The following is a 14,511-nucleotide window of genomic DNA, read 5'->3' as shown; positions in this document are numbered from 1 at the left end:
ATGTGACTGCGGTTCATATCTTGTGAGCGCCGCGAACGGCGTTGACGGGCGGGCAGCGGAACATATTTCTTGCGAAGGCGGCCGCCGAATTGACAGCACCGGACCCGCATCCTCATATGAGACACATTGCGTTTCAGGAGCCCCCATGTCCGATCACGACCATGACCATGATCACTCAGACCTTTCCGACACGGAGTTGCGTGTCAGGGCTCTGGAGACCCTGCTGACGGAAAAAGGCTATATCGATCCGCCAGCTCTGGATGCGCTGATCGAAACCTATGAGACGAAGATCGGCCCGAAGAACGGCGCGATGGTCGTTGCGAGAAGCTGGGTGGACGCGGATTATCGCGACAGGCTGCTGGCGGACGCGACGGCGGCGATAACCGAGTTCGGTTTCACCGGGCGTCAGGGCGAACATATGGTGGCGGTCGAGAACACCGACGAGACCCACAACATGGTCGTCTGCACGCTGTGTTCCTGCTACCCGTGGACCGTGCTCGGCCTGCCGCCGGTGTGGTATAAATCCGCGCCCTACCGCTCCCGCGCCGTGCGCGATCCGCGCGGCGTGCTGGAGGAATTCGGTGTCCGGCTGCCTCGGGGCAAACATATCCGGGTGTGGGATTCAACCGCGGAGGTCCGCTATCTGGTCATCCCGCAAAGGCCGCTGGGAACCGACGACTGGAGCGAAGACGACCTAGCCGCGCTTGTCACCCGCGACAGCATGATCGGCACCGGCCTGGCGATCGACCCTCTGGTGAAGGAGCCGACCGCATGAACGGTGCTCAGGATCTTGGCGGCCAGATGGGCTTCGGGCCGATTGAAATGGAAAAGGACGAGCCGAATTTCCACGCCAAATGGGAAGAACGCGCCTTTGCCATCACCCTTGCCATGGGCGCGACGGGCTCATGGACGCTCGATGCCTCTCGCCATGCCCGCGAAGCGCTGCACCCGGCCGACTATCTATCCTCAAGCTATTACGAGATCTGGACCAAGGGTCTGGAGAGGCTGGTGGTTACCCACGGCCTGGCGACCGACGAGGAGTTGAAACAGGCCAAAGTTCTGGTACCGGCCAAACCCGTCAAGCGGGTCCTCAAGGCCGAAGACGTTGCAGATGTGCTGGCGAAAGGTGCGCCGGTGGACCGTCCCCGGCAGCAGGCTGCCAGATACCGGGTGGGCGACAGGGTGCACACCAAGCGCATGCATCCGGTGACGCACACCCGCCTGCCCCGCTACGCCCGCGACGTTGTCGGTCGCATCGAAGTCATCCACGGCGTTCACGTCTTTCCCGACAGCAACGCCCACGACAAGGGCGAGCAGCCCTGCTGCCTGTACGGCGTCGCTTTCAACGGCACGGATATCTGGGGACCGGACAGCGACCCGGACCTCAGCCTGCATCTCGATCTCTGGGAGCCTTATCTTGACCTTGCCTGAGGCATCGATAAAAGCCGCGTTGCCCGACCTGCCGCTGGACCGGGACGGCGAACCGGTGTTCGGCGCACCATGGGAAGCCCGGGTGTTCGCGATGACCGTGAAGGCTCATGAAGCCGGGCTCTTTACCTGGAAGGAATGGACGCAGGCCCTCGGCGCGGAGCTTGCCGGAGACGGGGAAACTGCACCGGAAAGCCCCGGCTATTACGACCGTTGGCTGGCGGTATTCGAGACCCTGTTGACGGCAAAGGGCGTTGCCGCCGGCGGTCAGTTGGCCGCCCTGAAGGTCGCCTGGGACAAAGCCGCTCATGCAACGCCACATGGACAGCCTATCGAACTCGACAAGGGGCGGATCTGAGATGGAGCTGAAAGTCCCGCCGGTCATTGTTCTTGTGCTCGCGGCGCTCCTGCTTTGGGTGGGGGCCTGGCTGATGCCGCATCTTTCCATCGCCCTGCCGGGCCGGAAGCTGCTCGCGGTGCTGCTGGTCCTTGCCGGCTTGGTTCCCGGAATTCAGGCCATTCTGGCCTTCCGGCAGCGCAAGACGACGACCAACCCGATGAGGCCGGAAAACGCCTCCGTTCTTGTCACCGACGGCGTTTACCGGTTCACGCGCAACCCGATGTATCTCGGCATCCTGGCGCTGCTGCTGGCGGAGGCCATCTGGCTCGGCACCCTGACGGCGCTGATCATCGTGCCCGGCTTTGTCTGGTACATGACCGAATTTCAGATCAAGCCGGAGGAAGAGCGCCTGACCGACCTCTTCGGCGCGCCCTATCGCGATTATCTCGGCCGGGTGCGCCGCTGGATTTGACGGCGGGCGGGGCGAAAATCACGTCCCCATGTAGAGCGCGCTCTTGTCCTTGAAGGCATCGGCTGCGAACCGCAGGAAAGTGCGTATCCTGGAGACGTTCTTCAGGTCCGGATGGGTCAGTATCCATATGTCGAAATAGGGCAGCGGGTCGAGGCCGGGCAAGCGGATGAGTTCGGGGTCCGGGTCACCGAGAAAACACGGCAGCCGGCCAATTCCCATGCCCGCCTTTACCGCCGCGCAGTGAGCAATCATGTCGTCCGTGACAAGGGAGACATAAGCGCCCGGGTAGCGGGCACGGATATCCTTGGGAACTCCCCGCCCCCACCATTTGAAGGCGACACAGGCGAGCGGTGCCGGATCGTGGCTGACACCCAGCGTGCCGCTGAATCTGCGTGCGAAGTCGCGCGACATGTAAAAGCCCCGGCGCTGGCCCGTCGCTAGGCGGCCGAAGAGGTTGGCGTCCGGATTGTTGGTCACGCGCACGGCGATATCGGCCTCGCGCCGGTGAAGGCTCAAGACTTCGTTCGCCGCGATCATCTCAAGCTCGATACGCGGATGGCGCTCGGCAAACTGCTTCATGATATCCGCGAGCTGCACCTGGAACAGAAGCTGTGCTGCCGTGACCCTGAGGACGCCCTCAAGCTCGGTATCCTGCGCGGTGATGCGGGTGTCGAGCGCCAGGATTTCCGCTTCCATGCGCCTTGCGGCGGTAATCGCCTCTTCTCCGGCGGCCGTCGGCGTGAAGCCTTCCGGCAGGCGGTCGAACAATCGGGTGCCCATGCGTCTTTCAAAGGCCGACAAGCGCCGGGAAACGGTGGAATGGGTCACCCCCAATCCCCGCGCCGCCTTCACCAGACTGCCTGCCTTTGAGACCGCGAGCACGAATTTCAAGTCATCCCAGTTATCCATCCTGTGCATATTTGCACATCTTCCTTCCGAATTTGAAGATTTTTTCGCAGTGTCCGTCTGCGGTAGCTTGCAAACGTCATTTCAAAAGGAGACCGACATGACCGTTCAAGCCCTCGCCCTGATCACGATTACCGACAGGGAAACGCTCAGCACCTATCGCGACAAGGCGGCAGAAGCGCTTGCCAGACACGGCGGCAGCCTGATTGTCGTCGATCCGGATCCCCAGGTTCTGGAAGCCGCCGGTGACACACCCGACATCGCCGCCCTCCTGTCCTTTCCCGACTTGGATTCGGCCAGGGCCTGGCGGGAAGACCCGGACCTCGCGGCCACCCACGCCCTGCGCAACAAGGGCGGCAAGTCGACGATCGTGATGCTGCCGGGTTGAAGACCTGGTCCGGTCGGCCCGAGTGTTCGCATTCGGGCCGGGGCGTTGCTGCAAACATTGGTGTCACCCCGTGCGAGCGGAGTGAGACCCGGGGCCCACTCATTTCCAGAGAGCAGGCCAATTGAAGTAACTCTCAAGTGAAAAATTCAACCTTTTCAACAAGCTGCACCGCGAGTTGGCCCCGGCTCTGCGCTTCGCTTGTCCGGGGAGACACCAGAAGAGAGCATCTCCACTTGCTCCCCTCTCCCCCTTAGGGGGAGAGGGGAGCAAAGCTGACAGAGGGGGGGGTGAAGCGACCCAGCATATTCGGCGAAACTGTGTCGTTCCGAGAGGCTGAGCCCCCCTCTGTCTCCTTGCGGAGACATCTCCCCCTCAAAGGGGGGAGACTGGTGCGAGCGGTATGGTTCGTCATTCCGCCTTCAGGAAAACGTCGCGACTTGCTGCTACGAACCAGAGGCGTTTCGCCGTCGCATCTGCCTGCGCAGAGGGCAAAGCCTTGCGCCGTCGTACAATCTTTAGGCGGCTTGTCTGTCGCCGGGCCGAAAAACCCGTATTTCTCCCGGCGCAACATGGCATGAAACTTGCGCTTGCTCTCAAGGTCATAAGACCGCATTGGGGGATTAACATGAGCGGAAACGCAGCGCGTTTAAGTGCAATTTCTACAATCACATCGACACCGCCGGTTGAATCGGGTTTCGATTTTGCGTCCAGCCCGACCAGCAGCGTCTGGGGCCAGAATGTTTTCAGCCTGAACGAGATGGAGCAGCGCCTTCCCAAGGCGATTTTCAAGTCGTTGAAAAACACCATCACATCGGGTGAGCCCCTGGACATCGACACCGCCGATGCCGTCGCCGAGGCGATGAAGACCTGGGCGATCTCGAAGGGCGTGACCCATTACGCGCACGTCTTTTATCCGCTCACCGGCCTGACCGCCGAAAAGCACGATTCCTTCTTCGATCCCGACAGCAACGGCGGAACCATCGGCACCTTCGCGGGCAAGGCGCTGATCCAGGGCGAGCCCGACGGGTCTTCCTTTCCCAATGGCGGCATCCGCCAGACCTTCGAGGCGCGCGGCTACACGATCTGGGACGTCACCAGCGCGGCCTATATCATCGAGAACCCCAACGGCACGACGCTGTGCATTCCGACGGCCTTCGTTTCCTGGACCGGAGAAGCGCTCGACAAGAAGACCCCGGTGCTGCGCTCGATGCAGGCCCTCAACAAACATGCGCAGCGGGTGCTGAGTTTCTTCGGCACAAACGGCCCGTTCGTCTCATCGTCGGCCGGTGCGGAACAGGAATATTTCCTGGTCGACAACAATTTCTTCTATGCGCGCCCGGACCTGCTGGCCGCCGGCAGAACCCTGTTCGGTGCGCCGCCGCCGAAGGGTCAGGAGTTTGACGACCATTATTTCGGCGCCATCCCGGAGCGCGTCCAGGCCTTCATGTTCGAAGTCGAGCGCGAATGCTTCAAGCTCGGCATTCCGGCCAAGACCCGGCATAACGAGGTGGCCCCCGGTCAGTTCGAACTCGCCCCGGTCTATGAAATGGCGAATGTCGCGACGGATCACCAGCAACTGGTCATGACCACCTTGAAGAAGGTGGCGCAGAAATACGGCATGACCTGCCTGCTGCACGAAAAGCCCTTCGCCGGCGTCAACGGCAGTGGCAAGCATGTGAACTTTTCGATGGGGTCTCCGAAGGCGGGCAATCTGTTCGATCCCGGCGATACACCGGCGGAAAATGCACAGTTTCTCGTCTTCTGCGCCGCGATGATCTCGGCGGTCTACAAACACGCCAAGCTGCTGCGCAACGTCGTCGCCTCCGCCTCGAACGATCACCGTCTGGGGGCCAACGAGGCCCCGCCCGCCATCCTCTCCGTGTTCCTTGGCACCGAGCTCAACCAGGTGATGGAATCCATCGTCAACGGCAGCCCGGTGACCTCCAGGAAAACGCCGCTCAACATCGGTGTCGATGTGCTGCCGCAGATCCCGAAGGATTCTGGCGACCGCAACCGCACCAGCCCGATGGCCTTCACCGGCAACCGGTTCGAATTCCGGGCCGTGGGTTCCAACCAGTCCATCGCCGGGCCGATGGTCGCCATGAACACCATCATGGCGGAAGCGCTCGATGAAGCGGCAACGGCACTGGAGGCGTCCGATACCAGTACGCAGGAGAAGCTCGGCGCGGCCGTCGCGGCCTACGTGAAGACCGTCTGGCAGGACTGTTCGAGCGTTGTCTTCAACGGCGACGGCTATGCCGCTGAATGGCAGGTCGAGGCGGCAAAGCGCGGCCTTCCCAATCTTGTCGCCACGCCGGATGCCCTCGGTGTCATCAAGGAACAGACCTACACCGATCTGTTCGCCAAATACGGCGTCCTGTCGGAACGCGAACTGGACTCGCGCTACGAGGTCTATTCCGAGCAATATATCGCCAGCGTGAACGTCGAATCCAACCTGGTCGTGGAAATGGCCAGGACGATGATCTTCCCGGCGGCGGTGCGCTACCAGGGCGAACTGGCGGCCAGCCTCGTCAACCTGAAGGCATTGGGCATCGAGGCGGACCATGACACCCTTACCAAGGTGACCGGCCTGATCAAGAAGCTTCAGGATTCCGTCGCGGAGCTGGTGGCCCTTAAAGCCAGCGAGCACGACGCGCAGAACGTCGCCGCCCACTGCTTCATGATCAAGGAGACCGTGCTGCCGAAAATGCTGGAAATCCGCGGCTACGTGGATGCGCTGGAAGAGCTGGTGGCAGACGACCTGTGGCCGCTGCCGACCTATCAGGAAATGCTGTTTATCAAGTAGGACTTGAGGAACGGGAAATGGGCCTGTGCGGCGGTGTGCGCCGGACAGGCCTTAAAAGCAGTGCTGCCCCTCACCCCACAGGCTTGACCAGCCGCATCCGCCACGTCACGCCCTTCTTGTCGGAGACGAGGCGGTAGTCGTCGAGCACGGTCCATTGGCTCTCGTCGTCGGTTGCCTGCCAGAGAGCGTCGATCAGGCGGTTGGCGCCGGATTCCGGGCGTTTGGGGGAGTACATGGAAAGCGCAATGACGCCGTCCGGTTTCAGGAAAGGGCGATAGCGGGCGACGAGGGCGGCCGGGTCTTCGGCGAAATGCAGAACCTCGTTGAAGACGATGGCTGAGAAGGTCTCGCCGTTCTTCGGCGCGAACGTGTGCATGTCCCCTGCCCGCAAGGAGGCGATGGCCGGGTCGACATCGGCGATTTCGAGGGAGGCCGGGGAGAGATCCATGCCGACATAGCGCTTGATGCCCATGGGCTGCAGGCGTTCGTACAAGAGCCCTTCGCCACAACCGATGTCGAGAACCTCGTCCATGGACCCGGTCAGATTGAGCCACATGCCGATGATGCCGTAGCGGCCGCTTTCGGGCAGCGAGCGCAGAAAGGCCCAGCGCCCGGCTTCGTATTCCTCATCCCAGCCTTCGGCGGTGGTGGCGTTTTTAGACATGGTGTTTCCTGACGGCAAAGGCGGGCCGAGGGGCCCGCCGGAACGAATGGATTTTCAAAAGCATCACTTATAGGGATCTGCCGCATCGCGCAAACCGTCGCCGAGAAAATTGAACGCCAGAACCACGATGATGATCGGCAGCACCGGTGCCATCAGCCAGGGATAGACGGTGACTACGGAAATGTTCTGCGCCTCGTTCAAGAGAACGCCCCAGGAAACGGCCGGACGGCGCAGGCCGAGATTGAGGTAGGACAGCGCGGTTTCGCCCAGGATCATCGCCGGGATCGACAGGGTCGCGGAGGCGATGATGTGGCTGGTGAAACCGGGCAGCAGATGGCGGGTGATCACCCGGCCGGGCTTGGCGCCCATGAGCACCGCGGCCTTGGCGTATTCCTCCTCGCGCAGCGACAGCAGCTTGGAGCGCACGGCGCGCGCTAGCCCCGGCCAGTCGAGCAGACCGAGAATGATCGTCAGACCGAAATAGATCCACACGGGGCCCCAGGTGACCGGCAGCGCCGCCGAGAGCGCCATCCACAGGGGCAATTCCGGCAGCGATCTGATGATTTCGATCATCCGCTGGATGATGTTGTCGAGGAAGCCGCCGAAATAGCCGGCGATACCGCCGAAGAACAGTCCGAGCACGATGGAGATCGTCACGCCGACGATGCCGACCGTGAGCGACAGCCTGGCGCCGTAGACAAGACCGGAAAACTGGTCACGGCCGAGCCTGTCGGTGCCCAGAAGGAAGAGCGTTCCCCCTTCCGCCGGACAGAACAGGTGAAAGGTGGTGTCGAACAGCCCCCAGAATTCATAGGGCGCACCGTTGCAGAAGAAGCGGATCCGCTGCACATCGCTGGTATCGTCCGTAAAGACCCATTGCAGGGTCTCCATGTCGAGGGACGACTTCATGCCGTAGACGAACGGCCCGACCAGACGGCCATCATGGAAGAGGTGCACCGGCTGCGGCGGCGCATAGAGGTGGTCGCTGTCGCGCAGGTTCGGTGTATAGGGAGCGATCGTCTCGGCGAAGGGAACGCAGAGGTAGAACAGAATCAGGACAATGCCCGACCAGACGGCAAGCTTGTGGCGCTTGAACTTCCACCACATGATCTGCCACTGGGACGCCTGGAAGAAGCGTTCCTGTGCGGCCGTCATCTCCTCGGTGACAGCGGGATTGAAGGGAGCCGGGTCGACGTAGTGTTCGACCTCGCGCTTCGGGGTTCCGTCTTTCGGGTCCATGCTCATGACGCCGCCCTCCCACCAAGACGTATCCTGGGATCGAGGACCGCCAGCAGCAGGTCGGAGATCAGCATGCCGATCAGCGTGAGCACGGCGACAAAGAGCAGGATGAAGCCGGAGAGGAACTGGTCCTGAGACTGCAGGGCCGACAGCAGGACGGGCCCGACGGTCGGCAGGCTCATCACCACGGAGACGATCACCGAGCCGGACACCAGCGACGGGATCAGGTTGCCGATATCGGCAATGAACGGATTGATGGCCATCCGCAGCGGATATTTGATCAGGAGCTGGTTTTCCTTCAGGCCCTTGGCACGGCCGGTGGTGACATACTGCTTGTGCAGTTCATCGAGAAGATTGGCGCGAAGACGCCGGATCATGGCGGCGGTACCGGACGTTCCGATAACGATGGTGGGGATGATCAGATGTGCCAGCACCGACATCGCCTTGTCGAAACTCCACGGCTGGTCGATATACTGCGGCGCCATCAGGCCGCCGACGGACAGGCCGAACCAAAGGTTGAACAGATACAGCAGTATCAGCGCCAGCAGGAAGTTGGGCGTTGCCAGGCCGATATAGCCGATGAAGGTGAAACCGTAGTCCCCCCAGGAATATTGCCGCGTCGCCGAATAGATCCCGATCGGAAAGGACACGACATAGACGAACAGGATCGTGGCGAAGTTGAGCACGATGGTCAGCGGCAGTGTCGGGCCGACGACCTGGTCGACCGGTTTGTCGAACTCGAACGACCAGCCCCAGTTGCCCTGAATGAGCCCGTCCAGGCCGTGCGGTCCGGGCCAGAGACCGATCCAGACGAGGTAGCGTTCGAAAAACGGCCTGTCGAGCGAGAACTCCTTGCGCAGGAATTCCAGCTTGGCGATGGAGGATTGCTCACCGGTGGATTTCAGCGCCGCGATCTGGTTGGAAATGTAATCTCCGGAGGGCAGTTCGATGATGAAGAATATCAGCAGACTGATCACGAACAATGTCGGGATCATCATCAGAATCCGGCGAAAAATATAATAAAGCACCTAATATCCCCTCTGCCCCGATTGTGTCCTCAAGGCAGTCCCCGGAGCAACCTGTTCTCGAACGGACAAAGGTTACTCCAACAGTTTTCAACCGATCAACCTGTCCGCTTTCCCTTGCTCTCATGCGAAAGCGGATCGATCCCGGTCAATTCCCCTCAGGCCGGCGGCTCCGGCCTTGTCAGAGTGAAGCGGCGGAACAGGCCGCCGCTTCACTGCGTTTCGGGTTCCGGGCGTCAGTCGGCCTTGTAGAATTCATCCATGCGGTGAATGCCGAAATGCGCGCCCGGGTCCCAGCCGTAGATGCCTTCGAGCGGAACGTTCTCGACATCCTTGATCACCACCGGCTGGGGAACGCTGGAAACCAGACCGATATGGATGGTTTCGTCGGCGTGGATCTGCAGCATTTCCTCCCAGATCTTCGTCCGTTCTTCAGCTGTTCTGGAAGTGAGCCAGGAATTGTACAATTCCATCAGGCGTTCGGCAGGTTTCCAGTCCGGCTTTTCACCGCCCTCGCCGCCGGTCTCGTAGTAGTCGCCCCAGGCATTCCAGTTAAGCCTGTCCCCATGCACCGGTGCGTAGTCTTCCGGCGGCATTTCGGAGGTCGGGATACCGTTTTCAAAACCCCACCAGACGGACATGACCAGCTCGCCGGTGATTGCCCGCTCACGCATGTTGTCGCGCTGGCTCGGCTTTGCAAACAGTTCGACGCCGACTTCCCGCCACATCTCGGTGACGAGTTCCAGGGCATCGTCCTGCACCTGTTCCTCACCCGCCGTTTCAACGATGATTTCCAGCGGCCGTCCGTCAGGCATCAGGCGGATGCCGTCGTCATTGCGTTCCGTCAGGCCGATCTCGTCCAGCAGCGCATTGGCCTGTTCGGGATCATAGTCCGCCCATTTGTCGGTGTATTCGACCTTGTAGAGCGGGCTGGCGGGCAGAACGGTGTCGTTGCCCGGCTTGCCGAGCCCGAAAAACAAGACGCGGTTGAGCAGCTTGCGGTCGATCGCCAGTGACAGCGCATGGCGGAAACGGGTATCGCGCAGCAACTCGCGCCAGACCGGGTCCTTGACCGTCAGGTTCGGCAGGATGGAGATCTCCGAGCCCTTGGTGTTGGCCCAGAGAGCCGTGGTGTAGTCGTTCTGCTTTTCGCCCTTCTTGAGCACGGTGATATCGGCAAAGTTGAGATTGCGTGCCTGAAGATTGCTTTCGCCCGCCTGGGCTTTCGCCGGGATCAGCTTGCCGTCGGCAACGGTCATGACGACGTTGTCGATATAGGGAAGCTGCTGACCGGCGGTGTCGACCCGGTGGTAAAAGGGATTGCGTTCCAGAATGAAGCGCAGATCGCTGTCGCTGCGCTTGCGCACCCAGGGCTGAAGGCTGGGAATATCGACATTCTGGGCGTTGTACATGTCGTCTTTTTTGTTGTGCAGCGGCGCCCAGCTGCGGGCCTTCACCTTTTCCGCTTCGCCGGCAATGAAATCCGGATCGCCGTATTTTTCATGAAACTGTTTCAGGTAATGCGCCGGGCGGTAGATGAACGGCGGCCGCGATTTTGCCAGTTCCGGCAGGAAAAGCGGGTTCGGATCCTCCCAGGTGAAGCGCACCGTGGTCTCGTCCAGAACCTCGAAAACGGGCGGTTTGCCGTTGACCTGGAGGAACGGCGGCAGTCCGGAGGGGTTCAGGCTCTCGTTGCTGACGACATCCTCGAAATAATAGCGGATGTCCTCTGCGCCGAAGGGTTGACCGTCCGACCACTTGTGCCCCTTGCGGGTCTGCAGCGTGAAGATCCGGCCGTCCTCGACCGTCACGTCTTTCAGGATGTCGGGAACGAGTTCCAGTTCCTCGTTATAGCCGACAAGGCGCGCATAGCCCCAGACGTTGATCAGGCGGACATCCTTGGCGCGGCCGATCAGTGTGTCGATCGATCCGCCCTGCTTGCCGGTCTGGCGGCCCTTGGCTTCAAGATCCACGACCAGTGGTTCGGCGGGCAGCCGCTCAGCCACAGGCGGCAGGGAAGGATCGAGACCCGGCGTTTCCTTCAGGTCCAGCGCGGCCACCGGCCCCGCGATCATTGCGGCGGTCAGGAACAGACCCGCCCTTAAGGAATTCAAGAGATTCATGCTGCAGTCCCCTCAAGCGCCCCGGCATTCTTCAGGCCGGGTGCACAGACAAAATGATCCGGTTCCATTTCGACGAGTGACGGTTCGACACCGTCTGTCAGGCGGAAGGGTTCCGGCCAAAGTTGCGGCTCGGATGCCCGTTTGGCATCGAGAGCGGCAAAATCGAGTTGCGCCGACAGATCCGGTTCGGGAACCGCCGACAAGAGCGCCTTGGTATAGGGATGAAGCGGATTGCCGGTCACGGTGCGCGTCTCGCCCATTTCCACGAGGCGGCCGCGGCACATCACGGCAATCCGGTCCGCAAGATAATCCACCACCGCCAGATTGTGGCTGACGAACAGGTAGGTCAGATTGAGATCCCGTTTCAGATCCTGCAGCAGGTTGAGGATCTGCGCCTGAACCGACACGTCCAGGGCGGAGGTCGGTTCGTCACACAGGATGAATTCCGGATTGAGCGCAAGCGCCCGGGCGATGCCGATGCGCTGTCGCTGGCCGCCGGAGAAGGAATGCGGATAGCGGCGCAGGAAGCGCGGATCGAGGCCGACCAGATCCATCAGGCTGCGTGCGCGTTCCGCGCGCTCCTGCGGTGTGCCGATGCCGTGCACCTCGAAGGGTTCCATCAGGATGTCGTTGATGGTCATGCGCGGATTGAGCGAGGAGAACGGATCCTGGAAAATCAGCTGCACCCGGCGGCGGTAATCCATCAGATCCGCACCCTTCAGCGCGGCGATGTCTTCCAGCCCCTTGCCGCGATTATAGAGAACCTTGCCGCCCTGCAGATCGATTGCGCGCAGGATCGCCTTGGCGGCGGTGGTCTTGCCGGACCCGGATTCGCCGACCAGTCCGAGACATTCGCCACGGCGGATGGTCAGGTTGATGTCGTCCAGTGCGGTCAGCGTCTTGGCCTTGCCGCCGAGAAACGAGCTTTTGCGCAGGGTGAATGTCTTGGTGACGTTGCGCATTTCCACCAGCGGCTCACCGGGGGCGACGTCGCAGTGCGGCCGGTTGCGGGTCAGGTCTTCCGATTTCAGGATGATCGGCCGGATCGGCACCAGCCGTTCGTCCCTGTCCATGTGGAAGCTCGGCACCGCGTTGAGCAAGGCCTTGAGGTAATCGTGCTGCGGATCGGAAAACAGCTGCTGAGCGGTGCCCTTTTCCATGATACGGCCATGATAGATGACCGCGATCTCATCGGCCATGTTGGCGACCACGCCGAAATCATGGGTGATCAACAGCACCGACATGCGCAGTTCGGCCTGTACCTCGCGAATGAGCTTGAGGATATCCGCCTGGATTGTCACATCCAGGGCCGTGGTCGGTTCGTCGGCGATCAACAGTGCCGGCCGGCAGATCATCGCCATGGCAATCATGGCCCGCTGCCGCAGGCCGCCGGAGAGCTCGAACGGATAGGTGTCCAGCGCCCGTTCCGGATCGGGAAACTGCACGAGACGCAGCATTTCCTTGGTGAGTTCACGGGCTTGCGCACCCGAGACGTTGCGGTGCAGAAGCGCTGCCTCGCCGATCTGGTCGCCGATGGTGTGCAGCGGCGACAGGGAGGTCATCGGCTCCTGAAAGATAATTGCGATGCGGTTGCCGCGCAGGTGCCGCATCCGCGGGCCCTTGCGCTCCAGCGTGGCGATGTCGACAGGCGGTTCCGCCCCGGTCGGATCCGCCAGGATCACCTTGCCCGAGGTGATCGCCGCCGCCTGGGGCAGCAGACCCATGATCGTCTGGGAAATGACCGTCTTGCCAGAACCGGATTCCCCGACGAGCGCGACTGTCCGGTTTTCGGGCACCACGAACGACACATCGTCGACGGCCCGGACAAAACCTTCCGCTGTATTGAAATCGACTGTCAGTCCCTCGATCGAGAGAACATTCACCACGCTTTTCCTTCCCGCCCAGGATTGATTTGGAGTGACTTACTAAGCCCATGTTTCAAAACAAAGACAACCAAAATCGCAGGAGGATAGCAATGCAGAAAAGCAACCGAAGCGTCTGTGATTTGCGTCACATTCGCAAAAAAATCCTTTTCTGTTCAGAATCTTGGTCACAGCCCGGGTTCAGGCAAGTATTTGGGGCAAGTTCTTTCAGATACGGAATTTCGAATTTCTGCCTACCGGCTGTTCCGGCAGGCTGTTGCAGCCTCAAACGACCAGAAGACAGATCGTGCTCCCGCCAGCAAGCGTCTGCGGCAGACGTCAGCCTTGCAGGTTTTCCTGCAGAAATGTGCGCATCGATGCGGCCGGGCGTCCGATCAACCGCTCGAGCATCGGATCGGTGGCGGCGAATTCTCCAGCCCGTGCGGCCCGGAAATAGCCCATCATGATCTCCACCGCGCGTTCAGGCATGCCCCTTGCCCTCGCGCCCGACATCCAGGCTTCATCGCCCAGAACATCACGTGTCACCGGTTTACCCAGGACACCGGAGGCCAGTGCGGCGAGGTCGGCAAGATCCAGCGCCTCCCCGGCGGCCAGGGGCGGCGTTGGGCCATCGACCTCCTCAACGCCCGCCAGCATGGCAGCATCGGCCGCGGCAAGGTCGTCATGCGTGGTCCAGGCAACCTTGCCGTCCTGCGGGACTGCAAGCAGCCCGTCCGCAAAGCCCCGGGCATTTATCATAAGTGCGCTGGCGGCATAGAAGCCGTGGCGAAGGGCTGTCCAGGCCAGTCCGGATGCCTCCAGCATGCGCTCCGTTGCCGCGTGATCGCGTCCGGGTGGAAACTGCGAGGCGTCAGAGGCGGAAACCTGGCTCGTGTAGAGCAATCGTTCGGCGCCAACCTGCTTTGCAGCGGCTATCGCGACGCTGTGCTGCGCGAGCGGATCGCCGCCGGTGGCGGCCGCGTTGGAGGAAACCAGCAAAATCCGCTCGGCGCCTTCGAAGGAGGCCAGCAGGCTTGCGAGGTCGGTGTAGTTGCCGCGCCGCACCCGGATGCCGAGGGCAGACAGATCGCGCGCGCGATCCGGGTCCCGGACGCTGACCCCCAACCGGCCTGCGGGCACAAGAGAGAGAAGATGTTCGACGATCCTGCGGCCAAGCTGGCCTGTAGCGCCTGTGACAATCAACATGATGGTGTTCCGTTCCCTGGCTGAACAAAGAGAGAGAGAAGCGCTCCGGACG

At 61.5% G+C, this 14,511-nt stretch carries 13 protein-coding genes; 6 read left to right on the top strand and 7 right to left on the bottom strand.

The genetic code is table 11. From position 1 onward, the window contains the following. The first annotated feature begins 145 nt into the window (after nucleotides 1–145). Genes nthA through Q1B40_RS07620 form a run of 4 tightly spaced genes read left to right on the top strand, consistent with a single transcriptional unit; the run spans nucleotide 146 to nucleotide 2,240 of the window. Nucleotides 146–775 carry a nitrile hydratase subunit alpha gene (gene nthA / locus Q1B40_RS07635; protein ID WP_299812043.1) on the top strand — a complete coding sequence of 210 codons (630 nt, stop codon included), beginning with the start codon at nucleotides 146–148 and terminating at the stop codon, nucleotides 773–775. Next, the gene (gene nthB, locus Q1B40_RS07630; RefSeq protein WP_299812041.1) at nucleotides 772–1,431 is read left to right on the top strand and encodes a nitrile hydratase subunit beta; all 660 of its coding nucleotides are present in this window, start codon (nucleotides 772–774) and stop codon (nucleotides 1,429–1,431) included. The genes nthA and nthB overlap by 4 nt, the downstream gene beginning before the upstream one ends. Next, the gene (locus Q1B40_RS07625) at nucleotides 1,418–1,786 is read left to right on the top strand and encodes a nitrile hydratase accessory protein (protein ID WP_299812039.1); all 369 of its coding nucleotides are present in this window, start codon (nucleotides 1,418–1,420) and stop codon (nucleotides 1,784–1,786) included. The genes nthB and Q1B40_RS07625 overlap by 14 nt, the downstream gene beginning before the upstream one ends. 1 nt (nucleotide 1,787) lies before the next feature. Then, on the top strand, nucleotides 1,788–2,240 hold the full coding sequence (locus Q1B40_RS07620) for an isoprenylcysteine carboxylmethyltransferase family protein (RefSeq protein ID WP_299812037.1): 453 nt from the start codon (nucleotides 1,788–1,790) through the stop codon (nucleotides 2,238–2,240). Between the two features lie 18 nt (nucleotides 2,241–2,258). Here Q1B40_RS07620 and Q1B40_RS07615 read toward each other — a convergent pair whose 3' ends face one another. Next, the gene (locus Q1B40_RS07615; protein WP_299812035.1) at nucleotides 2,259–3,158 is read right to left on the bottom strand and encodes a LysR family transcriptional regulator; all 900 of its coding nucleotides are present in this window, start codon (nucleotides 3,156–3,158) and stop codon (nucleotides 2,259–2,261) included. A gap of 88 nt (nucleotides 3,159–3,246) precedes the next feature. Between Q1B40_RS07615 and Q1B40_RS07610 the strand changes: the two genes are divergently transcribed. After that, nucleotides 3,247–3,534: a DUF1330 domain-containing protein gene (locus Q1B40_RS07610; protein ID WP_299812033.1), complete on the top strand. Its 288-nt coding sequence runs from the start codon at nucleotides 3,247–3,249 to the stop codon at nucleotides 3,532–3,534. 625 nt (nucleotides 3,535–4,159) lie between these two features. Continuing rightward, nucleotides 4,160–6,340 carry a glutamine synthetase III gene (locus Q1B40_RS07605; RefSeq protein ID WP_299812031.1) on the top strand — a complete coding sequence of 727 codons (2,181 nt, stop codon included), beginning with the start codon at nucleotides 4,160–4,162 and terminating at the stop codon, nucleotides 6,338–6,340. Between the two features lie 70 nt (nucleotides 6,341–6,410). Here Q1B40_RS07605 and Q1B40_RS07600 read toward each other — a convergent pair whose 3' ends face one another. The 6 genes from Q1B40_RS07600 to Q1B40_RS07575 form a co-directional block, all read right to left on the bottom strand. Further along, a complete protein-coding gene (locus Q1B40_RS07600) occupies nucleotides 6,411–7,004 on the bottom strand; it encodes a trans-aconitate 2-methyltransferase (protein WP_299812029.1) in 594 nt (197 codons plus the stop codon). A 63-nt stretch (nucleotides 7,005–7,067) separates the two neighbouring features. Then, nucleotides 7,068–8,249 (bottom strand): ABC transporter permease, encoded by a 1,182-nt coding sequence (locus Q1B40_RS07595; protein ID WP_299812027.1) that lies wholly within the window; start codon nucleotides 8,247–8,249, stop codon nucleotides 7,068–7,070. Then, nucleotides 8,246–9,271, bottom strand: coding sequence for an ABC transporter permease (locus Q1B40_RS07590; protein WP_299812026.1), 1,026 nt, complete (start codon nucleotides 9,269–9,271; stop codon nucleotides 8,246–8,248). Before Q1B40_RS07590 ends, Q1B40_RS07595 begins: the two co-directional genes overlap by 4 nt. 233 nt (nucleotides 9,272–9,504) lie before the next feature. After that, a complete protein-coding gene (locus Q1B40_RS07585; protein ID WP_299812024.1) occupies nucleotides 9,505–11,391 on the bottom strand; it encodes an ABC transporter substrate-binding protein in 1,887 nt (628 codons plus the stop codon). Then, nucleotides 11,388–13,274: an ABC transporter ATP-binding protein gene (locus Q1B40_RS07580; protein ID WP_299812022.1), complete on the bottom strand. Its 1,887-nt coding sequence runs from the start codon at nucleotides 13,272–13,274 to the stop codon at nucleotides 11,388–11,390. Before Q1B40_RS07580 ends, Q1B40_RS07585 begins: the two co-directional genes overlap by 4 nt. 318 nt (nucleotides 13,275–13,592) lie before the next feature. Continuing rightward, nucleotides 13,593–14,459: an NAD(P)H-binding protein gene (locus Q1B40_RS07575; RefSeq protein WP_299812020.1), complete on the bottom strand. Its 867-nt coding sequence runs from the start codon at nucleotides 14,457–14,459 to the stop codon at nucleotides 13,593–13,595. Between the last annotated feature and the right edge of the window lie 52 nt (nucleotides 14,460–14,511).

Origin of the sequence: uncultured Roseibium sp. (genome assembly GCF_947496995.1) — a bacterium.
In the GTDB taxonomy this organism is placed as follows: domain Bacteria; phylum Pseudomonadota; class Alphaproteobacteria; order Rhizobiales; family Stappiaceae; genus Roseibium.
This window is presented reverse-complemented; position numbering and strand designations above follow the sequence as displayed.